This is a genomic window from Acinetobacter sp. Li1LvA2 (assembly GCF_056156705.1).
This window is the reverse complement of record NZ_JBSICF010000002.1, coordinates 377,746-400,635: the sequence shown is the minus strand read 5'-3', so window position 1 is coordinate 400,635 and position 22,890 is coordinate 377,746. Positions and strand designations below refer to the sequence as shown.

At 37.0% G+C, this 22,890-nt stretch carries 21 protein-coding genes; 7 read left to right on the top strand and 14 right to left on the bottom strand.

Annotated features, from left to right (window positions below; all coding sequences use genetic code 11):
- Positions 1–2 precede the first annotated feature (2 nt).
- On the top strand, positions 3–1,373 hold the full coding sequence (gene accC, locus ACS604_RS06495; protein WP_004791764.1) for an acetyl-CoA carboxylase biotin carboxylase subunit: 1,371 nt from the start codon (positions 3–5) through the stop codon (positions 1,371–1,373).
- 47 nt (positions 1,374–1,420) lie between these two features.
- Here accC and ACS604_RS06490 read toward each other — a convergent pair whose 3' ends face one another.
- The 7 genes from ACS604_RS06490 to ACS604_RS06460 all read right to left on the bottom strand — a co-directional run bounded on the left by ACS604_RS06490 (position 1,421) and on the right by ACS604_RS06460 (position 9,466).
- The gene (locus ACS604_RS06490; protein WP_004791762.1) at positions 1,421–1,924 is read right to left on the bottom strand and encodes a hypothetical protein; all 504 of its coding nucleotides are present in this window, start codon (positions 1,922–1,924) and stop codon (positions 1,421–1,423) included.
- Positions 1,925–2,079: 155 nt separating this feature from the next.
- A complete protein-coding gene (locus ACS604_RS06485; protein ID WP_474770852.1) occupies positions 2,080–3,246 on the bottom strand; it encodes an MFS transporter in 1,167 nt (388 codons plus the stop codon).
- Positions 3,247–3,712: 466 nt separating this feature from the next.
- On the bottom strand, positions 3,713–4,741 hold the full coding sequence (locus tag ACS604_RS06480; protein ID WP_174730808.1) for a Csu type fimbrial protein: 1,029 nt from the start codon (positions 4,739–4,741) through the stop codon (positions 3,713–3,715).
- Positions 4,732–7,140, bottom strand: coding sequence for a fimbria/pilus outer membrane usher protein (locus ACS604_RS06475; RefSeq protein WP_474770990.1), 2,409 nt, complete (start codon positions 7,138–7,140; stop codon positions 4,732–4,734). Before ACS604_RS06475 ends, ACS604_RS06480 begins: the two co-directional genes overlap by 10 nt.
- Positions 7,141–7,180: 40 nt before the next feature.
- Positions 7,181–7,888 (bottom strand): fimbrial biogenesis chaperone, encoded by a 708-nt coding sequence (locus ACS604_RS06470; RefSeq protein ID WP_474770849.1) that lies wholly within the window; start codon positions 7,886–7,888, stop codon positions 7,181–7,183.
- An 83-nt stretch (positions 7,889–7,971) separates the two neighbouring features.
- The gene (locus ACS604_RS06465) at positions 7,972–8,499 is read right to left on the bottom strand and encodes a Csu type fimbrial protein (RefSeq protein WP_004791753.1); all 528 of its coding nucleotides are present in this window, start codon (positions 8,497–8,499) and stop codon (positions 7,972–7,974) included.
- A 535-nt stretch (positions 8,500–9,034) separates the two neighbouring features.
- Positions 9,035–9,466 carry a hypothetical protein gene (locus ACS604_RS06460; RefSeq protein WP_174732958.1) on the bottom strand — a complete coding sequence of 144 codons (432 nt, stop codon included), beginning with the start codon at positions 9,464–9,466 and terminating at the stop codon, positions 9,035–9,037.
- A 469-nt stretch (positions 9,467–9,935) separates the two neighbouring features.
- Between ACS604_RS06460 and ACS604_RS06455 the strand changes: the two genes are divergently transcribed.
- The 3 genes from ACS604_RS06455 (at position 9,936) to ACS604_RS06445 (ending at position 13,433) form a co-directional block, all read left to right on the top strand.
- Entirely contained in the window at positions 9,936–11,609 is a 1,674-nt protein-coding gene (locus ACS604_RS06455; protein ID WP_474770846.1) for an FMN-binding glutamate synthase family protein, read from the top strand.
- A gap of 211 nt (positions 11,610–11,820) precedes the next feature.
- Positions 11,821–12,876 (top strand): linear amide C-N hydrolase, encoded by a 1,056-nt coding sequence (locus ACS604_RS06450; protein WP_004791748.1) that lies wholly within the window; start codon positions 11,821–11,823, stop codon positions 12,874–12,876.
- A gap of 62 nt (positions 12,877–12,938) precedes the next feature.
- A complete protein-coding gene (locus ACS604_RS06445; RefSeq protein WP_174741055.1) occupies positions 12,939–13,433 on the top strand; it encodes a hypothetical protein in 495 nt (164 codons plus the stop codon).
- A 54-nt stretch (positions 13,434–13,487) separates the two neighbouring features.
- Here ACS604_RS06445 and ACS604_RS06440 read toward each other — a convergent pair whose 3' ends face one another.
- The 5 genes from ACS604_RS06440 to ACS604_RS06420 form a co-directional block, all read right to left on the bottom strand.
- Complete coding sequence (locus ACS604_RS06440; protein ID WP_004791742.1) at positions 13,488–14,516, bottom strand: alpha/beta hydrolase; 1,029 nt, start codon at positions 14,514–14,516, stop codon at positions 13,488–13,490.
- Complete coding sequence (locus tag ACS604_RS06435; protein WP_174741053.1) at positions 14,516–15,637, bottom strand: YdcF family protein; 1,122 nt, start codon at positions 15,635–15,637, stop codon at positions 14,516–14,518. Before ACS604_RS06435 ends, ACS604_RS06440 begins: the two co-directional genes overlap by 1 nt.
- A 4-nt stretch (positions 15,638–15,641) precedes the next feature.
- The gene (gene murB / locus ACS604_RS06430) at positions 15,642–16,676 is read right to left on the bottom strand and encodes a UDP-N-acetylmuramate dehydrogenase (protein ID WP_174745115.1); all 1,035 of its coding nucleotides are present in this window, start codon (positions 16,674–16,676) and stop codon (positions 15,642–15,644) included.
- 19 nt (positions 16,677–16,695) lie between these two features.
- A complete protein-coding gene (locus tag ACS604_RS06425) occupies positions 16,696–17,199 on the bottom strand; it encodes a low molecular weight protein-tyrosine-phosphatase (RefSeq protein ID WP_005306419.1) in 504 nt (167 codons plus the stop codon).
- A 326-nt stretch (positions 17,200–17,525) separates the two neighbouring features.
- Positions 17,526–17,753 (bottom strand): tautomerase family protein, encoded by a 228-nt coding sequence (locus tag ACS604_RS06420; protein ID WP_004791732.1) that lies wholly within the window; start codon positions 17,751–17,753, stop codon positions 17,526–17,528.
- A 62-nt stretch (positions 17,754–17,815) separates the two neighbouring features.
- Between ACS604_RS06420 and ACS604_RS06415 the strand changes: the two genes are divergently transcribed.
- A complete protein-coding gene (locus ACS604_RS06415) occupies positions 17,816–18,286 on the top strand; it encodes a winged helix-turn-helix transcriptional regulator (RefSeq protein WP_474770841.1) in 471 nt (156 codons plus the stop codon).
- Positions 18,287–18,349: 63 nt separating this feature from the next.
- Here the strand turns inward: ACS604_RS06415 and ACS604_RS06410 are convergent, their stop codons facing one another.
- Positions 18,350–18,661 (bottom strand): YcgJ family protein, encoded by a 312-nt coding sequence (locus tag ACS604_RS06410; RefSeq protein WP_474770988.1) that lies wholly within the window; start codon positions 18,659–18,661, stop codon positions 18,350–18,352.
- Positions 18,662–19,010: 349 nt separating this feature from the next.
- Between ACS604_RS06410 and ACS604_RS06405 the strand changes: the two genes are divergently transcribed.
- Together ACS604_RS06405 and ACS604_RS06400 are read left to right on the top strand one after the other, a co-directional pair.
- Complete coding sequence (locus ACS604_RS06405; RefSeq protein ID WP_312823982.1) at positions 19,011–20,168, top strand: iron-containing alcohol dehydrogenase; 1,158 nt, start codon at positions 19,011–19,013, stop codon at positions 20,166–20,168.
- Positions 20,168–20,602: an acyl-CoA thioesterase gene (locus ACS604_RS06400; RefSeq protein ID WP_474770837.1), complete on the top strand. Its 435-nt coding sequence runs from the start codon at positions 20,168–20,170 to the stop codon at positions 20,600–20,602. The genes ACS604_RS06405 and ACS604_RS06400 overlap by 1 nt, the downstream gene beginning before the upstream one ends.
- 46 nt (positions 20,603–20,648) lie before the next feature.
- Here ACS604_RS06400 and ACS604_RS06395 read toward each other — a convergent pair whose 3' ends face one another.
- Entirely contained in the window at positions 20,649–22,877 is a 2,229-nt protein-coding gene (locus tag ACS604_RS06395) for a phosphocholine-specific phospholipase C (RefSeq protein WP_312823978.1), read from the bottom strand.
- Positions 22,878–22,890: the final 13 nt, after the last annotated feature.

Here is a 22,890-nt window from a genome sequence, read left to right as displayed (position 1 = left end):
CTATGTTGCAAAAAGTTTTAATTGCAAACCGTGGTGAAATCGCTTTACGAATTACCCGGGCTTGCAAAACATTAGGAATCAAGACTGTTGGTATCTATTCAGATGCTGATAAAGATTTGATGCATTTACGTTTTGTTGATGAAGCAGTATGTATTGGTCCCGGTGCAAGTAGTGATAGCTATTTAAATATCCCGGCAATTATTACTGCTGCAGAAATTACCGGTGCCGATGCTATTCATCCCGGCTACGGTTTTCTTTCAGAAAATGCTGAATTTGCTGAAATTGTAGAAAGTTCAGGTTTTACTTTTATTGGTCCACGTCCAGAACACATTCGCCTTATGGGGAACAAAGTTTCTGCGATTGTTGCCATGAAAAAAGCTGGTGTACCTACTGTACCTGGTTGTGACCATGCTGTAACCATCCACAATGCCCTTGCAGAAGCTAAAGAAATCGGCTTCCCGCTTATTGTTAAAGCGGCATCAGGTGGCGGTGGACGTGGTATGCGTATTGTTGAGCGTGTAGATACACTACTTGAATCAGTTCAAGCAGCTCAGCGCGATGCAGAAATGTGGTTTGGTGACGATACCGTTTACATGGAACGCTTCTTACAGAAACCTCGCCATGTTGAAGTGCAAGTTCTTGGTGATGGTAATGGTCATGCGATTCATTTATATGACCGCGACTGTTCATTACAACGTCGTCACCAAAAAGTGTTAGAAGAAGCACCTGCTCCAAATCTACCAGAGCAAGCTCGAGCTGATATCTTAGAAGCATGTGTTCATGCATGTCAGTTAATGCAATACCGTGGCGCTGGTACGTTTGAATTTCTATTTGAAGATGGTGAATTCTTCTTTATCGAAATGAACACTCGTGTTCAAGTAGAGCACCCTGTTACTGAAATGGTTACTGGTGTTGATATTATTGAACAACAGTTGCGTATTGCAGGCGGCCTAGGACTAGAGCTTCAACAAGAAGATATCAAAGTTAATGGTCATGCAATCGAATGTCGTATCAATGCTGAAGATCCAACAACTTTCTTACCTTCACCAGGTAAAATTGAAAGTTTCTATGCGCCAGGCGGTGCTGGTATTCGTTTAGATTCTCATATCTACCCAGAATATAGCATTCCACCTTACTATGACTCTATGATTGCTAAATTGATTTCTCATGGTAAAGACCGTGAAACTTCACTTGCTCGTATGCGTCAAGCGTTAGATGAAATGATCCTTACAGGAATTAAAACTAACATTCCTCTGCATAAAGATCTCATTTTGCAAGATAAGAGCTTCTGTTCTCAAGCAATGGACATCCATTACCTTGAAAAGCACTTGTTAAAGCAATTGGAAGAAAAGAAGAAAGCTGAAACTGCATAATAAAAAAAGCCTCTTATACGTAAGAGGCTTTTTTTATATCCATTAGTTTATGGTAGGACTCTACGTAAAGTCGCAAAACACTGCTCACCCTTAGCGGTTGAACAGAAGTTGATAGTATGGTCATTTTTCCACTGTACAAAATACTGAGAAACATCACCTGTTTGATCTTGTTTCTGACCCGAACAATCTACTTTATTATTATCAAATTTAATTTGCATCACTAAAGCAGCTAACTGCTCTTTAGGGTCATCAGATGGTTGATATTCATATAAACCGTATGACCACTCTTGACCACTTTTGATCACTACATCATTACTACTACGGAAGTTATAATATTCCACACATTTCTTATTATTTGGAATTTCCATTCCCCATAATCCCATAATTTCAGGACGCGTAACAATACGTATAGCATTAGGATTACTTGCAGTCCGAACGGGTTGTTCGGCTGGCTGTTGAGTAGCCGTTTCTGCCACAGCTAAACCAGAACAAGCCCACAATAATCCAATAATATAAATATTTTTCATAGATTTATTAATCATTAAACGCATGAAGTTAAGTTAGCATATTTTTTGACAAAATCACTGTTCCATAACCATATAAAAACAATATTTTTCAACTGTAACGTGCCACAACAAGTCATCAAACAATTTAATATTTACTTGCTTTTTTCAATATAAACTCTTTGTTTTAGATTATCTCAAGCTTAGGCAGCTGAAGAATCGACTTGTTTCGGAAGCCACATTACAAAGCACAAACCTAACAGTACAACCACGCTGGCACACATAAAAATGAGTTCACCAGAAAGAATTTTCCAGAAATGCCCAGCCAGCACACTACCAAAAGCTACACCGAGTCCCCACATGGTACTGTAAAGAGCTTGTCCACGCCCTTGCTGTCCAGCAGAGAAGTTTTGAAAAATAACTCTCATTGCAATTAAGTGAAATAAACCAAAACTAAAAGCGTGCAAACACTGTGCAAAAAGCTGACCAACAAAGTAATGTGAAAATAGTGCAACTAACATCCAACGTATGCTCGTCACTAGCAAACACACAATGACTAAACTACGCCACAAAAAACGTTGAAAAATCTTTGAGGCAATTGAAAACATAAAAATTTCAGCAAAAACCCCTATTGCCCATAAAAATCCAATTTCAGTCGTACTGAAATTCAAAGATTTTAGAAAGTTACTATAAAAACTATAAAAAGGTGCATGTGAAAAAAGTAAAATAAATTCAATTGTGAAAAATGCAGCTACTGTCGGGCGCTTTAATACAGGAAGTAAAGACTCTAACTTTTTCTGTGAGGCAGGTGCACCATCTGGTTCCCGAATGGTAAAAGACCAAATAAATGCCAATGAAGCAATAATTAATAATAAAATTGGAAGCATCGAAATAGGTACTATTTCCAGAAGCGCACCAATAACAAATACACCGACAATAAATCCAACAGATCCCCACTTACGAATTTTGCCATAAAGTTTAGCTTTTTGATCACCCAACCAAAATAAAGTAACCCCTTCAAATTGAGCTAAAATAGCATTTTGGAAGAAGCTAAAAATAAGCATGAGTAAAGCTATGGATTGAAACGTATTTGGCACTATAAAAATAGCTAACCATATACATGATTCCATCCAAGTGGCCAGCCGCACTAACAGCATTCGCTTACCAGATTTGTCGGCAACCCATCCCCATACTAAAGGCGCAAAAAAACGAGTTACAATCGCAATTGATGATAAAACACCAATTTCTTGATAATTAAACCCTTGATCTTGAAGATATAAATTCCAATAAGGCATAAACGTACCAACAATGGAATAGTAAAAAAAGTAGAATCCGCCGAGTCTGGTTTGGATTGTAAGTGGTTGGAACAAGTTGTAAACCTTAGTAGTTTCAATAGGTTAAAATTAGAGATAATTGTATATTCAAAGCATCCCAACCCCACAATTTTAACACTTTGTTTTCCAATACAAATAACTAAATTATTAATAGCTTACTTCGCCTTTAAAAGCTTTTTTTATTGATAAGAAAGACTAAATGAATATAAGACAACTGTAATTTAATTTGTACAATCTGTTAACTTGTGTAAAAATACATTTAATATTCATAAGGTATTTATTCATCAGATGTTTTTTCTTATTTTTTTAATTTGCCTTTTTCTGTTTTTACTTATTCTAAAACAACATTACCGTTGATTACCTTTTTACATCTATCTTTCCTTTAAAAGCTTTTACACCCTCTTCAAATTAGAACAATTAAAAAATCAAATCTAAACCTCATGACTATTCGCATGAGCAACTCAATATAAAAACAGACTCAACATCAAATTCTAACAGATTATTAATAAGTTACTGTAACAACTATCGTATCTGAGTACTTACCAGGTGTCGTTGAAATAGTTGTACCCTGCGGAATTTTCCCATAAACATTTGTACTTTGGGCACTGCCTGAGCCTGTTTTAGAAACACCTCCAGAACCTCCCACCGTGTTTACACCACCAGTAGTGTCCCATACCGTACTATAGTTAGAATCTTTATATAATTGATAAGGAATATACTCACTACTGCCATTTGTCATACGTCTAAAACCACCAACAATACGGTTATTTCCATCGCCCAAATAAATACTGTATGGCGTACTATTATTACAAGTGGTGTTCACTACTCCTTGAGCTGTGTAATCACGACTCGTCGTACCAATATCATTAATATTGCCAAAATCCACATTTGATGTGGAATCTAATTGGCACAAACTCGGTACAATATAATTAGCAGTGATAGTGGTATTACCTGAATCCCACCCCCCCCCACTATTCCCCTCACAAACACTGCTCGAATTTGCTTGCATGTCCCAGAATAGTTGAATGGAGCCTGTATAAGTTCCTATTGGATAGGCGGTTAAGGAACCCGATCTCGCTGGAACTTTAATACTTACTGAGTAACTAATAATATTACTTGGTGCAACCGTTGTAACTGGACCATACCAAACATTTGAAGTTTGATTCGTGGTAGAAGAGCCAGCCCCACCTACAGTTGCCGTAACAGTATAAGGTAAGGTCACACTATTATTCGCAGTGGTTGCCCCTGTAAATACAGTCTTCATACACATGTATTGTGATATTTGAGCAGTACTTCCCACATTCGTACAGCGAATGGTTCCCGTATAGGTAATAGTAGCATCACTATTAATAGTGGCAGCCGTATAGGTATACGTACCATTAGTGGTTCCAGTTACCGCACAAGCAGCATGTGCAGAGCTAAAAAATGCATATAATATAAAAAACAAAACAGGTGCTAAAATATACTTTATGGCCAATGAAAACTTTTCATTCTTCATCCAAAAACTATGACTCGCAGTAGTTATCGACATATATAAGGCCCCATTTTTTTAGCACTGTATTGCTTATTTTCATACGCAAAATTAACTTGGCATGAGCCATGATCCAAAAGATCGACTTCAAGTTTGTTTTGCTTTAAGAGGTTTGGAATAAATACTTCACCGTCATAGCCAACTACACCATTTTGTTGCCCATTAATGCGAACCGTATAACCTGGTAATAACGGTGAATTATTTTGGTCAACAAGCTTCACTAATCCAGAAATGACCCGATGAGCACCGAAGTCAATCAAAGCTCCTTGGCGGTAACCTACGAATGCTGTTTGGTTAGTGGATTTAACATCCCACTCTAAAGGTAAATATGATGGATCTAGATAGATATGATGAAGCTGATAAGGTCTTAAATTTGCAATTAAGAATCGACCAGTTCCATCAGTTGCTCCTAAATTTACCCCGCCATTTAAAATTTGGCTTTGTGGCCCAGCATTGGTCACGACTGCGTAGCCATCACCAATTTCATTAGCCGCAAAAATTCGCCCTGCTGCCGCAACCAATGATCCTGTCGCAGAAAGTGCAACTTGGTCGTTATCCCCAATTCGATTGTATCGACCTGTCAGGTAAGCTGCACGAGCACGATAAGAAGCATAGACCGATGCATTGTTTTGATTCACATCTTGATCACGCTCAACATAACCTCCCCATCCAAATGCACCGATTTGTGGATCGCTAAATCCATTTATTTCTTGTCTATACGTTGTTTTACCACTTTCATTAGAAATACTTGTAATTGCATTGACTCGGCTAGATGGGGTATAGCGCAGCGCAAAGTAAATGCCATAGTTTTTTTGGTGTTCATAATCTTTATACGCTGATGCATAAAAGCCCCAGTTTTTGTTCAGGCTTCCACTTAAATTGGCAGACACTAATTTATTAGAGTTGTCGCTATATTTGATCTGGTTATAGCCCAGATAAGCACCATAGCCTGCGTAAAAATTATAGTTAATGCCTGCCCTAAAAATCTCATCTGCCAGCGCACTGTAACTTAAATAATTTTTTGGTTCATCATCGGATTGATTATCTTTTAAATATCGAATTTGAGACACACGGGCAAGGTCAAAGTAATTATCAAATACCTTACGGTAGCTGGTATTAAATGAAATATTTTTACTAATACGCCCTTCTAATCCAAGCAAAGCAGAATAACCGTTTTCATCTTTATACTGGCTCGCTGCAATATCAGCATTAATTACCCCAAAACCAAACAGGTTCTTGGCAAAACCAGTGCCTAGATTTGATAAACCATCTGTTGAAGCCTCTGCACCACCACTTAAGGTCAGTGAGTTGCTGTAACCATATCGAATCGCACCCGAAGCAAAAGTGGCATCATCATAATCGTTTGAATACAGTCCGTAGTTATAGCGTGGAACGCCGACATCTACTGAAAATTCATTAATACCTTTTGCCAGAATTTTTGATGAAAAATAGTAAGCCTGTTTGGTAATGCTCTGCTGACCCGTTGCATCAGTGGTCACAAGTGTGACTTCATTACCTGAAATAAACGGGAGCTGTTTAATGTCAAATGGACCTGATGGCACAAGGCCTGAATAAATCTTTTGTTGGTTAACGTATAAATCTAAAGTTGAAGGAAGTGCGGCTGAGCCAGAAAATTGTGGCAGTGCTGAAGTGACAATATCACCTCGTTGAGTATAAGCACTCGACCATTGAAAACCCGCCAAACGTACACTGCTACCCCAGTCAGAACTATTGGAAATAAAATCCCCTAAGGTATATATCCTGATCTTTTCTGGGTCTACGTACTGCCACTTACTTTCTAAGCGCACCCATTTTTCATGGCTATAACTCGTTTCATTACTACCGTTGTATAAAACACCTGAAGAAAAGTTACCAATTGCGCTGTTAAAGATCCCTTCTGCCGAACCTGAGAAAACATTCTCGTCATTGGTTACGGTGTTATATAAACTATAGTTCAGAATAGCCGCATTTAAGGGCTTCATTTTCAGCAAATAAGGACTGGTGATCTGCTGACCATTTAAGTCAACTGAATAATCCGTCAGCATGTTCGATGGAACTTGTAAATTTAGAGCCTGTTCATTCTCTAGATATTTGAACCGGATTCCTTTTAGTTCATCAATACACACCCATTGATTATCAGGAGTCTGCTCATCCATTTTCACCCTTAAAACTTTCAAGTCACGAGAACGGATATACAGTTTTCTATCTTGATCTTGGCGCACCGAGATCAAATCTGTTGAAATACTCGAATTAATAGAAATCTTTAAGAAAAGCTGTGTGTATGCCTTATCAGAAATGAATACCTGATGAGAAGAACTTGTAACTTCCGGAATACTTGGTAAAGCAGCATTGGTGCTATCTTGCAATGATTCAGCAAAAGCATGAATCGGCAAGTACATAACACATAAGGCACTTACGAGATATTTCATGTGTGCCTCTTTAAAGAGATGTTTGCTTACCGTTAATATTCAATGAAATATTATATTTATGATCCGTTTGAAATTTAAAATCAGGACTGATATTAAAATTTCTTGCTTTGCCAGCAAGAATATAACCATTCACTGTATTTACTTTAATTGCATAACTTTTATTTGCTGTTGTATCAACAAGAGTTAGATTGCTTAAAAGTGCATGTCGATTTCCAACATTATTAATTATAAGAGAGGAATTATTTTGCTCTTGCTGAATTGACCAAGTAAGTTTAGTCATTGCGTCCTTATTGACTACAAATAGGGGCAATGAAGAACGTAGTAGTACGTTAACCCCCTGATCTACTTTACGGTTATCAATCGGTTTTGGTAGCTCATCAATAATTATACGATAGGTTTGTTCACCAGAAACTGGTACTGGATTAATTCTAACTACACGTAAGTTATAAGAATCATTAGGTTGTAATTTTAAAAATGGTGGACTAATCGCGATCTCATCTGTAGGTATTAATTGATCTTGCCCAGCATTTTGGCGCCATTCAAATACACGTACCTGCAAATCACTACTTTCATTTGACTGATTATACAAACTAATTGAGGACGCAGCTTGATCACTTAATATTTCAACACTTACAGGCGAAAGACGAATTGATGCAGCATTCAGCATACTAGGCAAAAATAATAATAAACTTGTAGTAACAAAGATATTTTTTCTCATGATTTGCCCAGAACGACTTTTCTCAAATTAGGCTAGCTCTCTAAATCAAGAGCTAGCAATGACACAATAAAACTTATTAAAAATTAATAAGTTACTGTTACAGTCACAGTATCAACATAGCTACCAGCACTTGGTAAAGTTGAGCCAGCTGGAATACGACCATAGACGTTAACTGTTTGTGGTGCACCAGTACCAGTACCGCTATAAGCAGTAGTTGCAATACCAATCGCTGTTGCACGGTTAGTGTCAGAGAAAAGGTTGTAAGGAATATATTCGTTGCTAGTTGCACCACCAATCATACGACGTTGAGTCGTTTGAGCATTTTTGCCAGCATCGAAAGCCAAAGTCCATGGCACAGTGTTGTTACATAAAACTTTAATTGCAGTACCACCTGTCGTTGTGGTGTCTGCGTCTACATTGCTTGCAAGAGAACTTAAAGTACCAAAATCTAAAACTGCGTTAGCTGTTGTACCTGTAGCTGAAGTATTCAATACACAGCTATTTGTAATTGTTGCTTTAACGGTCAAAGTACCTGTTGCAGTTGCAGCATTTGCGGCATTGATAGACATTAAACCCAAAGTAATTACTGATAAAATGAGAGAATTTTTCATGGTTAAAAACCTTTTTACATTACGCCAATAAAATTAATAGATGTAAAAACTAGCCTTCCCCATCACAATCACTAGCTTTTCTGATTGTTTTTTCAAAGCGTTATTTTTTTACTCTACTTACGGCGCATAATACAAAAAAACAACAAAAACACTAATATAAGTTTCATTCTAAATATCAATTAACAATTCAACTTCTGATGAATTTCTCAATTATAAAAATTTTTAGGGTTTAGCGCGCTTTTTATGTCGATTTTCGATAATTTCATCTAGCTTTTGTTAGTTTTACTAAAAAAATTATAGATTTTCATTAGTTAAAGTTTACCATCACTTTTAGTATTTTATATTTTTTTAATTTTTGGTAAAAAAAATTATGGACAAAAAGTAAGCTACTGATTGTTCTATATATTTTAAATGAATAACAAAAGAATATTTTATGAATAAGAAGTCTAAGTAACTTATAGATATTTTTAGGATTTTTCAATAATTTTCAGCAATTGCACACTATTTCCTTCTACGAGAAGGAGGGCGTGTTAGCTTAACTATTTCTAAAAATTAAATGAAAAATCAAACCAAGAAATCCACCGACCATAGCAAAACCTAACTGTATATAGGCTTTACCATACCAAGCTAATTCCCTAAATTGATAATCTGCACTTTGCGACCCAATGACTAAAATATTTTTAATGTCCCAGCTATGGAATCCTTTAGGTCTTTCTGCAAAAAAATCTAGAATAGGTGTAAACCCAAAAACAAATAAAATACCAAGTAATGGATAAACGATAGATCCAGGAAAGATAGGATTATTCTTTCTTTCCATCGAGTCAAATATTATAGTTGCAGCAACTAATATACTTTGTACTAAAGCAACTATTTTGAAAGTATCTAGATCAAAACCGAGATAAAACATTAAAGTTAAGAGAATAACCTCTGTGAGAAAAACAGAGCAGATTAATAGCTTCCAATTCATTTCAGTCCTTAAATGATTTTTTAGAATCTTATATAGTTGTAGTAATGTCTATTAAAAATAATTATTTCAATTTATTTATACTAGCAAAAAATAATTAAATAGCACAACATTAATTAAATCAAAAAATATACAAACAAAAAAAGTTATTATTAATTAAATCTAAAGTTAAATTTAATTACCCCTTTTAATAAAAACATTTAATAGAAATAGTTCTTATTACAACTACAACTAAAAATTTATAAAATATATCAACTTAATAATTAAGTATTTGATAATTTATTTAATCCCCTAAACCTCCCAAATAGATATTATTAATCGCTTAAATATTTTCTTTAAAAATCTATTTCTAAATTGAGTGAACCACGGCTGTACTGTTCGCTTTATCTTGAGACTAACAATTCCACACTTGTAGTTTCACTTGCTTCTTGGCAAGGTATGTACCAGTAAAACATTAGGAATTTGTTCCAATATGGCGAGTCCAGCACAAATCATTCGACATAAATTTCTCAATACATTCTTTTCGCGCCATTCTCTCTGGTTCTTATGTATTTTTACTGCACTGAGCATTACATGGTTTCGAACCGTATACACCCCTCATAGTATCTATTATTTTATTTCAGATACTCTCCTTAACGGGTTATGGGTGCTTACGGGTGCGCTAAGTTTAGTAGGCCTTTATGATGTTTTGCAGAATAAACATTCAATTCTAAGAAACTACCCAATTATGGGGCATTTCCGTTTTTTATTTGAAGATATACGCCCAGAAATTCGCCAATACTTTATTGAAGCGGACCAAGATGCTCTACCTTTTTCTCGTATGCAAAGAAGTCTAGTTTATCAGCGTGCTAAAAATGAAAATGCAGATAAACCATTTGGTTCAATCATTGACGTTTATCAAGAGAATTATCGATTCATTGTCCATTCAATAAGCCCTTGTCCACCAGCAGATCCAAAGAGCTTTCGTATTCAGGTGGGTAATGCACAATGCCTTCAACCGTATAGTGCATCAATTATGAACATCTCTGCCATGAGCTTTGGTAGTTTAAGTGCCAACGCAATTCGTGCGTTAAATAAAGGTGCGCAGTTAGGTGGTTTCTATCATGATACTGGCGAAGGTAGTTTAAGCCCTTATCATCTGGAAAATGGCGGTGATATTGTTTGGCAAATTGCCAGCGGTTATTTTGGCTGTCGTACTTTAGATGGGAAATTTGACGAGCAAAAGTTTGCCAAGCAATCTCAATTACCACAGATCAAGATGATTGAGCTGAAGCTTTCCCAAGGCGCAAAACCAGGCCATGGTGGTATTTTACCTAAACATAAAATTACCGCAGAAATTGCACAAATCCGTGGGGTTTCTCGCGATCATGACTGTATTTCTCCTGCAAAGCATTCTAGTTTTTCTACTCCTATTGAAATGATGCATTTCTTACAGAAATTGCGCACATTATCTGGCGGTAAACCAGTTGGTTTTAAACTATGTATTGGTCAACCTTGGCAATTCATGAGTATTGTTAAAGCAATGCTAGAAACAAAAATTGTTCCTGACTTTATAGTCGTTGATGGATCTGAAGGTGGTACAGGCGCAGCACCGATTGAGTTTAGCGACAATATTGGTACTCCATTACGTGAAGGCCTACGTTTTGTTCATAACACCCTTGTGGGTGCAGGACTAAGAGATCAAGTTAAGATTGGTGCGAGTGGTAAAATCATTAGTGCCTTCGATATTGCCAGTACTTTTGCGCTAGGTGCAGATTGGGTTAATTCAGCACGTGGTTTCATGTTTGCTGTTGGATGTATTCAGGCACAAAGCTGTCACACTAACCAGTGTCCTGTAGGTGTTGCAACCCAAGATAAAGACCGTCAAAAAGCAATTGATGTACCCACTAAATCAGAACGTGTATTTAATTTTCATAAAAATACATTGCATGCATTATCAGAAATGATTGCTGCAGCCGGTTTACGTCATCCTTCGGATATTAAAGCCCACCATTTGGCTCAGCGAGTAAATGACCGTGAAATTAAGAACTATGCTCAATTGCATTTTTTCTTAAAAGAAGGCGAGCTTTTACAGTCTGAACTTAATAATGACGATGATAATTTTTATTATCGGATGTGGAATATGGCGGATGCTAATCACTTTTAATTTATATTAACTTGATATGTTGAGCATTACATTTATAGTGTGATGCTCTTCTATATTTGAAATTAATATGTGAGTTTTTCTTAAATTTCATTACCCTTTTAATTTGTCTTTAATAGATTTTTCACCTAATATAAAAGTATAAATAACGTACACAATTTAATTTTATTTAATAAAAATTTTTTTAATGCTTATAACAAAAAGGTATCTCATCATGTTGAAAAAAACATTCATCTCTTCTTTTGTCGCACTAGCAGTAGGTTTAAGTAGCTATGCTGTTGCTTGTACACGTGCCGTATATTTAGGTAATAACCAACATATTATTACTGCTCGCTCAATGGACTGGAAAGTTGATACGGGTACAAATTTGTGGATTATGCCGAGTGGAGTCTCTCGTGATGGAAGTGCCGGATCTAAATCAATTAAATGGACGTCTAAATATGGAAGTGTAATTGCCACAGGCTATGAAGTTTCCACAACAGATGGAATGAATGAAGCTGGATTAGTTGCTAATGTCTTATGGTTAGTTGAATCTGAGTATCCCGATGTAAAAAAATCTAATAAACCGCTACTCAGCATTGCTGCTTGGGCACAATATGTACTCGATAACTTCGCAACTGTTGATGAGGCTGTTAGAGTTCTTGAGAAAGAACCGTACACAATAGTTACAGATAGCGTTCCTGGTGAATCAAGACTCACTACCCTACATTTATCTATTTCTGATAAAACAGGTGATAGTGCAATTATTGAATATATTGACGGAAAGCAGGTTATTCACCATAGCCGCAGCTATCAGGTCATGACTAACTCGCCTACTTTCGATAAGCAACTCGCCCTTGCCGAATATTGGAAACAAATTGGTGGAACAATCATGCTCCCCGGTACAAATCGAGCATCTGATCGCTTTGCGCGCGCGTCTTTTTACATTAATGCAATTCCTAAAAATGATGATAGTAAACAAGCTCAAGCCTCTGTATTTAGTGTCATTCGAAATGCGTCTGTTCCTTATGGACTAAATACTCAAGAAGAACCGAATATCTCTTCAACTCGCTGGCGAACTGTGGCCGATCATAAACAGATGCTTTACTTTTTCGAGTCAGCACTATCACCAAATGTATTTTGGGTTGATTTGAAAAAGATTAATTTTAAAGATGGTAAAACACGTAGACTAGATTTAGGCCCCGATCAAAGCCATATATATGCAGGTGATGCCACTTCTTCTTTTAAAATTGCAAAACCATTTGTATTTTTAAGTCCATCTATGCGTTAATTTATGTCAAAATTTACTACACTTAACATAAATAATATTAAGCATACTCTCTTGGAATTTATATGATGAAGAAATCTCTACTCTTATTGGGTTCATGTCTACTTACAGCAGCTTGTAGCACCACACAGGTTAGTACAACAGCTCCTAAAGAGGTAAAGACAGCGGGTCAGCTAAACTGCTCACCAACTGAACTATGCCCAAGCTTACTCGTGAAATGGAACGAGAATCAAAAAAATCAGCTTCGTGTAGATGTTCATTTAAGTAGTAGTTATAACTTTTATGATATTAACTCATTAACATTTGATATTGATGGCAAAAAATTTAATTATGAACCAGCTCAAGCCACTGAAAAAACAAATGTGAGCCGATTAGTTCCTAAACACTCAACAACTTACTTTGTCATTCCAAGTAAATTCTTGCAAGAGTTTAAAAATGCTCAAAATGTAAATGTGTTGATAAAAACTGATAAAGGAACGATTGAACGCAATATGTATAGTCCACAAAAACAATCTTCCGTGTATACAAACTTTATGCAGCTTTATCAAAACTCAAAATAAAGTACAAAGATTAAGTCATGCATCTATCCATTTTTTGGATAGATGCATTATTTTTTAATAATAAAAATGTTTTGGCTTCGCATGTAAAAATGCTGGAATCAATCCCGTTAAAGCTGCACGTATATCCGCACGTTCATTAATTAATTGATGAGACCCTTCTTCTAGCATTAATAACGTTTGCAGCCTAAATTTACGACGAATAAATTCAATGTTGTAACGCCAATCAACTGTCTGATCGAGAGCACCTTGTGCAAGCCAGACGGGAATACGACAAGCTGGCCGCTCTTCCATTTCTTGCATCCATTTAGACATTGCCAGAATCCAATCCATGCCCATCATTCGAGGCTGCAAAGGATCTTTTAAACGAATGAAACGTAAAAATTCAGGATTATGATTATTACGTCTAAAGTGTCTTGGTACTTGGCGCTTAATACGGCGAATAATGCCCAATCCAACTGGGTTATGCCACCATGCTGTTTTTGCAGGACGAATCAAAGGAGAAAGTAGCAAAACTCTATCTACAATCGGATCTTGGCGTTTTTCAGCATATTCCAATAAGTGATGCATCCAAATTGCACCACCCGTACTTTGACCAATTCCTACCCAAGGTTTTGGTAACTGATCTGCATGTTTTACATATTGATAAACAGCCATTAAAACTTGTTGATAGTGATCAAAATTTTGAATACTTGCTGGTGAGCCATTGCTTAAACCATGCCCTGGTAAGTCATAGGTAATGACACTAAAGCCTTGTTCAAGAATTTCACGAATAATGGGCTGATAAATACCACTATGCTCAAGATAGCCATGTAATAAGCAGACAGTACCTTGTATTTTTTCTACTTTAGGCTTGAAAACTTGCACATGTAATCGGAACAAAGGCATTTGAACATAGCCCTGCCAATGATCACATTCAAGTAAATGCAAACCATATAACTTACGGTAAGCTAGTAAATCTCGAGACGGTTCTTCTAAGGTATTTAAATTAAGTGGACTTAAAACCTGTGGCGTAAGATCACGGTTAGGAACCGGCAAATCTAATTGTTTTAATACGGCAGGATTGAGAAATGGGATATCTGACATTAAGGTACCTCTCGACAATCGCTTGAGCCAAACAACATGTCGCGAATTGTCGCAAGTAATTCATAATTTGCACGACGGCTATGATCGTAATTTTGCACACTTGGTTGCCAGCGTGTCAGTGGTGTTGGCATTGGAGCCACCACAGGTATTGTTTCTATACCATTTAAAGCAAATAATCGGCGAGTACGTGGCATATGGTATTCATCTGTAACCAACATGACCGTCGGTGCTCCACCCTTTTTCTGAAGCAATAGAGAACTAAATCTTGTATTCTCACAAGTATTCATACTACGTTTTTCTAGTAACTTTGCATCAACGCCGCGCTCTTTTAACCAAGCTTGCATATAAGGTGCTTCAACACCGCTCAGTACAATAGGAAGCTGATTTTGTTTTTCAACTTCTAAAGTTTTTTCCAGTCTCAAGCGTGTATAACCATTAACTACAATATCTTTTCCATTTTTATCAAGCGTCAAACCACCACCTAATACAACAATTGCATAAGGCTGTGATAACTTTTTAGATGAGGCTGGTAAAGGGTTTTTACGAACATACTCGATTTTCTGTTCAGGCTCGCTAACAGCTTTCTGGTGTTCTGGCACTACAGGTTTTCTTGCTAAAAACTCGGTATATTGCTCTGTAAGGGCCTTATTTTCTGAACTATTAATAAAGAGTGCCTCATCAATAGGGCTACTTGCTTCATCAGCAGCATCAATTTCTGAGTTTTTCACGACTAAAGGAACCGTTACAGAAGCGGCCGCCTCTGAATCTTGTTCCTTTTCTTCCAAAAGAATAATTTGCTGCAAAGCCTTATAGTTTTCTTGAAGATAAGTCAGATCTGTTGTCTTTTTTTCACGTAAAGCTTTTTCAGTCAGCTTTAAATACGCTTGACGAGCAATCCATAGATTTGAACCCGGCTCTAAATTATCATGTTCACTTAATGCAGCCTGTCTCTGACTTTCAGCGGCAACTTGATTCACATCAACCGGTACAAAATAATTAAGTCCAGCTACAATTAATTTTGAATAAAACGGCGAATATAAAAAAACCACGAAACAGCCTAATAGTACAAATAGCACGGTGACTACTTGTACTAAACGTACCATTAAGTGTACTTTTGGCATAAAACTATTCCGTATGATTTTCAATTAAACCTAAACTGTTATAAAGCACAGGCTCTGGTTCTAACATAATATGGAAACGCTGATCAACATCATGTTGTACAGCCTGATAAGTTTTCTTTACATCAGTAAGAGATGCATTGGCATAATTCACCAAAACTAATGCCTGTTTATGAAACATCCCCACCATATCGAGTTGCTTCCCTTTCCACCCCGCCTGATCAATTAACCATCCTGCTGCAATTTTAACGTTTCCACTGGCTTGAGGATAATGTGGAATTGTTGAGAATTGTGTGATTAGACGTTCAAATTCTTGAGGATTAACAATCGGGTTTTTAAAGAAACTACCTACATTTGGATACTCTTTTGGATCAGGGAGTTTACTTTGGCGAATATGGATCACTTGATTTTGTAAGTTCTCAGCAGTCTGATTATCACCAACTGCTTGCTTCAAATCACCATAGTTAAGTTTTAAATTTGGCTGTTTAAGTAATTTAAAAGTGACATGTGTGATGATGTAACGGTTCGGATCATCTTTAAAAATACTATGGCGGTAAGCGAAATGGCATTCTGCGGCTAAAATAGTTTGAGTTTCTTTTAATTTACGGTCATACACTTGTACCGACTCAATAAACTCACCAACCTCTACCCCATAAGCACCAATGTTTTGTACAGGTGAAGCACCTACTAAGCCTGGAATAAGCGCTAGATTCTGCAAACCAAACCAATTTTGCTGAGTGCTATATAAAACAAAATCGTGCCAGACTTGACCTGCACCTACTTTAACCCGAACGAAATCATGATCTTCAGATAATACTTCAATTCCTTGAATATCAAGATGAATCACTAAGGCATTGATCTGCTGCGGCAACAACATGTTACTACCGCCCGATAACACAAGTACATTTAAATGATGCTGCTTAGCAAAATCCAAAGCTTCTTCAATATCCTGAATATTACCGACTTTTGTGTAATGTGAGGCTGTTGCATCTAAACTTAATGTATTGAATGGCTTAAGCTGTACCTGATTCTGAATTTGCATTGTGTTGAAAAACCTATTCTTAAACATTCAATTGTTTTTTTAAAATATTAATCCACGCCAAACTACTAGACTCGCATTGGTCAAGTACGCGCTCGAAGCCATCAGCACCACCATAATAAGGATCAGGTAAAGCTTGTTGTAGATATTGAGGATCATGCTCACTCATTAAAGCTACTTTTGCACGAATTTGATGAGTACCAAACTGAGAAACCGCACTTTGTAGCATGTCATGAATATCATCAAAGTTTTGGTGATCCATTGCCAAAATCAAATCAAACTCTAAAAAGTCTTGTGTTGAAAGCTGCCTTGCACGTAAAGACGACAAGTCATAACCTCTTTTTTTAGCGTGCAACTGACTACGCTGATCAGGTGCTTTATTTGGATGATAATTACTCGTTCCAGCTGAATCGACAATGACATTAAGTTGATGTGCATCACAATAATGTCTGAAAACCACTTCGGCCGTGGGAGAACGGCAAATGTTTCCTAAACAGACGCATAACACCTTATATTGTGTTTCCATTAGAAACTACTTCCAAGCATTTGAATTAAATAGAAATAAATATGGAGCATGTAAAACCCTGACAGAACTATAAATTATTGTCAGAATCGAATTGACCATTGTGACGTGTTGCATTTTGTCAAAACTCACAGGGCTTGAAAAGGAAAATAATGTTTATCAATAGATTAAAAGTTGATAAATCAGTCGACAAAGTAGCTGACCTTCTAATTTTGAATAAAATAATAAAGCCCTCCGAAGAGAGCTTTTACATCTTAAAACAGGTTAGCAACTACTTAATGTACAACTTATGATTTTCTAATACAGCTTTAGTAAAAGACCTAAAATAATCATTTAACGTTGCTAATCAACTCAATCATTTCCTTCGTTGGCCTTAAGCTACCTAATTGCCACTGTTCAGGCGGATATTCATCAATTCGTATCCAGACATGCTCTTGAAAAGCTGGATTTCCCTTTCCTTCTATCTCGACAAATAAATCTGTTATTCGTTTGAAAAGCTCGGCTTTACTATCTTTATCTAGTAAACCCTCTATAGTTTGTATATTTATAAATGGCATAAGACTACCTGAATTAAGTCTAGGTCTAAATTATAGACTCATGTTAATTGGAGCTTCCTAGAATGTCAAATATTATTCCAGATCAAAGATTTTCAGTAGATGTATGTGGAATCTTCAAAATTGCTGAGATATTGAACGATAGTTGGACGATCCTATTGTTGAGAGAAGCTTTTTACGGCGTAACGAAATTTAATGATTTTCTTGAAAATACAGGTATATCGAAGCAAATTTTATCTAATCGTCTAAAACACCTCATTCAATTAGAAATATTTGAACTATCAATTTATAAGGAAGTGGGTGTACGAGAGCGTAAAGAATACTTACTCACCAAAAAAGGTAAAAGCTTAAATATTGTTTTGATTGCCATGCTTGAATCTGGTAGTAATTTTATTGAAGCAGATAAAGATGTTGTGAAAGTTTTTAAGAAGAATTCAGATGATCAACTCAAATTAAAGCTTGTTGATTCATCTAATCAAATCATAGATCTTAATAATCTGGAACTAAAACTCATTCCTCGCAGAAATAAGGAATAACTTTTTATTTAGATATAAAAAAGCCCAAATATTATGGGCTTTTAAACAACATGAAGACAAAAATTATTTATTTTTAAAAAGTTTATCAGTCATAGGTCTATCAATCTTGCTACGGTACCCATTCTCAAAGTATCGATCGACATGGCATAATTTTGTCTTGGTATCACAGAACACACCATTTGAGAGTGTAAATGCTGAAGTATCAAAATCGCCTTGAGAGAATGCTCTGTTGGCTTTGTAAGTTCCTAAGTATTTGGCTGTAAGTTTTTTAGATACACCCTTTTTGTCAGCACAAATATATTTGTCACAAATTACACCCTTTTTAGGTGAATAGACGCTAGAGCTAGTTTTAGCCATTACTGCGGAGCTCAGCATGAAGCAAGTACATCCAATAACACTAAGTAAAGTTTTAGAAATTTTCACTTTTTGAACCGAATAAAATTATAAATTGTTAAGACATTATATGAATTAGCAGCCTTCAGGAAAATCTACTGAACAGTATAAATAACAAAAAGCCCACCTTTTGATGATCTTTTAAATTACTTGCATGATCTCCGTCTATCGTCTGACTCTGACCACATGAAAGTAGTGACTATCTCATATAACACTCAACATAATTGCCCCAGAACTACTTTATTTTAAAGTGTCTTATGCTAATTTATTTGAAGATTGAATCTTATAGAACCATTCGACAATAATTTTCAAAAATAAGGAAATAATGTATATGAGCCATTTTCAATTTCAAACCGTTCCAAATATCATCTCTGGCTTAGGCTCTATACAAGAATTACAAAATATTTTGTCTTCAAAAGCTTACCGTAAACTATTGCTAGTCACAGATGCAGGTATGGTCAAAAATCAATTACACCTGCCCATTCTTCAAATTTTAGATAACCTCAATATTGAATATGTCATTTACGCTGATGTTCAGGCTGACCCACCTGAACAAGTCGTTTTAGATGCAGCCAATTATGCGAAACAGCAAAATGTAGATGCCATTATTGGGTTTGGTGGTGGTAGTTCTCTAGATGTTGCAAAAGTTATTGCTTTACTCGCTCACCCTAACCAGACCCAAAATTTGCAAGACATGTATGGCGTAAATCAGGTAACCACAGCTCGCCTTCCGCTTATCCTAATTCCAACGACAGCTGGTACAGGTTCTGAAGTAACACCAATTTCAATTGTCACCACAGGTGAGACGACAAAAATGGGAATCGTTTCTCCGGTACTATATGCTGACACTGCAATTCTTGATGCAAATTTTACTCAAAACCTTCCTGCTCATATTACCGCTGCAACAGGTATTGATGCGATGGTACATGCTATTGAAGCATATACCTCTAAACATAAAAAAAATATTTATACGGATATTTTAGCCAAGCATGCTTTGAAATTGTTAAACCATAACTTACCGAAAGTTCTTAAAGATGGTAACGATTTAGAAGCGCGTCAAAACATGCTGTTCGGTTCAATGCTCGCGGGACAAGCATTTGCGAACTCGCCAGTTGCTGCTGTGCATGCTTTAGCTTATCCACTAGGTGGACATTTTCACTTATCACATGGGCATACCAATGCCTTAGTGTTGGTTGAAGTATTAAAGTTTAATGCACCAAATGCAAAAAAATATTATGCAGAGCTTATGCAATGGCTAGATCCATATAGTAATGGCAGCACTGATGGTTTATGCGATCTGTTTATTGACCACATGCAGAACCACTTAGACCGTAGTGGCTTGACCTTAAAACTTAGAGATTTGGGTATTGACGAGTCCAGCTTACCTCGACTTGCTGAAGATGCCATGTTGCAAACCCGTTTACTACAAAATAATCCACGTGACATGACAGAAGCCGCTGCTTTGGCAATTTATCAGGCGATTCATTGATGACTAAACCCATTTTAAAAACTCGTGATCAATTTAAGTTCTTTTTAGACATTCAAACTCGTTGGGCAGATAACGATATTTATGGTCATGTGAATAATGTGACTTATTATAGCTATTTTGATACGGCAGCCAATGCATTACTGATTCAAAAAACAGGTTTTGATATTCATGAAGCAAAATCAATTGGGTTAGTCGTCGATTCAGCTTGTAGCTTTTTACAAGAGTTATCATTTCCAGAAATTATTCAGGTAGGTGTGGCGATTGGTAAAATCGGTACGACTTCACTACGTTATGAATTGGCAATCTTTAAACAAGGTCAAGATCAAGCCTCAGCTCAAGGACATTTTGTACATGTGTTTGTAGATCGCGAAACGCGTAAGACTGTGCCAATTTCTGAGTCAGTTCGTGAAACTTTAAAAAGTTATTTATTATAAAAAATGGGTAAAAAGAAAATAATTTGTTCTTTTTGCCCACCTAAACTTACATCATTGCGGGATCACTAAAAGAGTCTTCACCCGTTTCAACTCGGCCCGCAAAACGTCGGTAATAATACGGATCATTCTGACTCGTAACTTCAAAATCATACCAATGGCCCACGTCAGCCAAAGCCCAATGTTGCTTAACGACTTGACCCGCTTTTACGGTAAGTTGTAAAGGCGCATCTTGTCGATAGGCACAAGGTTTTACCGTCAATATTGCATCCTTGGTACTATCATTCATTAGTTCTACGTACACATCACCGTTGGCAATGTCATAGCACACTCGAATTTCAGGTTTAACACCACTATCAACAATACGTTGAGTATCTCCTTTGAAGTGACGATGGTAGCCATTTGGACCAAGTACCCATAGGTCATAACGACCTAGGTTATCTTTTAAAGCATCCCATTCGTCATCTAGAGCCTTATTCGGCTCTACAATATAACGCTTTGGAATACGGTCTAAATTGAACTTGTCATAAACATGAAAAACTGCTGCTTGCTGACCTGTATTAGAGAAAATCAATTGCACTTTACCATCGGCTTTACAGCGCGCGCTGGTGTGCAGCTCGTAAGGTAGCGCACGCGACAGACGTATGCCACTCTGTTGAATCGGGAACTTAATATCCGTTGGTACAGGAACAGCTGGCAAAGCTTCTTGGTTTTCTCTTAGCTCATCTGCCTGCAAACGTGTCTGTTTACCGTTGAGCTGAGGTAAAACATCTGCATTTGGTGTTTTAAAGTTAAATGCACTGGTTAAATCACCACACACTGCACGGCGGTATGGACTAATATTCGGCTCTTTTACACCAAAACGTTTTTCTAAAAACATGAGCACAGAAGTATGGTCAAACACTTGCGAATTCACCCAACCACCACGGCTCCATGGTGAAATCACATATAACGGAACACGAGGGCCCGGACCATAAACTCGTCCATCAGGTGTAGGTTGAGAATGACTCCCCTCAGGCGCTGCGTGGTCAAAATACTCATCCTGCATATCAGCACTACTTAATGTCGTTTTGCCTGCGTACTGGCCATTTTTGAGTCGAGATGGCGCTGATGGTGACGGTACGTGGTCAAAGTAACCATCATTTTCATCGAAATTGATAATGAGTGCTGTTTTACTCCAAACCTCTGGCACAGCAGTTAATGCATCAATAATTTCTTGAATAAACCAAGCCCCTTGAACTGGGCTTGAAGGGTCTGGATGTTCACAGTAAATCGATGGCGCATTAATCCAAGACACTTGAGGTAATTTCCCTTCACGAATGTCGCGTTTAAAAGCATCGAGATATTCTTCTGGTTTATTGCCCGGCAATGTATTTGCAATACCTTTATAAAGTGGATTTTTAGAATTATCCGTTGCAGCATCATAGGCTTTATATGGTAGTTTTTGTCCCGTATCTGCATATGGTTTATTTGGTTCACCACCGCTTGCAACTGGATAACCAGATGCAATATTTGCCTTTCTAAACGTACGAAATGCTCCAAGCATGTTATCGCCCCATTCATCTGGCATATTTTGATAACAAATCCAGCTTACCCCTGCTTCTTCTAAACGTTCGGCATAAGTTTTCCACGTGTAACCGCGATCTGCCGTGGCAGGGTTACCATCAATCCAGTCCCATTCATTATTTACAAATGAACGCTTGGTTGGTGTCGCCCCATTGGTACCAGTTAAATGAAAAGAGCGGTTTGCATCCGTTCCAGTGTGCATAGAGCAATGGTAGGCATCACAAATCGTAAAGGCATTCGCAAGTGCAAACTGATATGGAATTTCTTTTTCTTTAAAATAACCCATGGATATATCAGTTTTATGGGCTGGCCAATTCGCCATACGCCCATTATCCCAAGCCAGCTGACTGTCATTCCATGTATGCGGCGTACCATCTGCACGCTGCGCATTATTGGCTGTACCATCTAAGTGAAAAGGCGTTAAAACTTGCCCATTACTTCTAAGCTGCTCCCAAACACGGCGACCACTTGGCAGAGGAATTGTAAAACGATCAGCAAAACCTCGAACACCTTTTAACGTTCCAAAGTAATGATCAAAAGATCGGTTTTCCTGCATTAAAATAATAACGTGTTCGACATCCTGGATGGTGCCAGTTTTATTGTTTGCAGGAATTGCTAAAGCTTTTTGAATACTAGATGGGAATGCTGCCAATGCCGCAGCACCAAAACCCATATTTAAAGAATAATTTAAAAATTTACGACGTGTAATCATGATCAGATTCTTT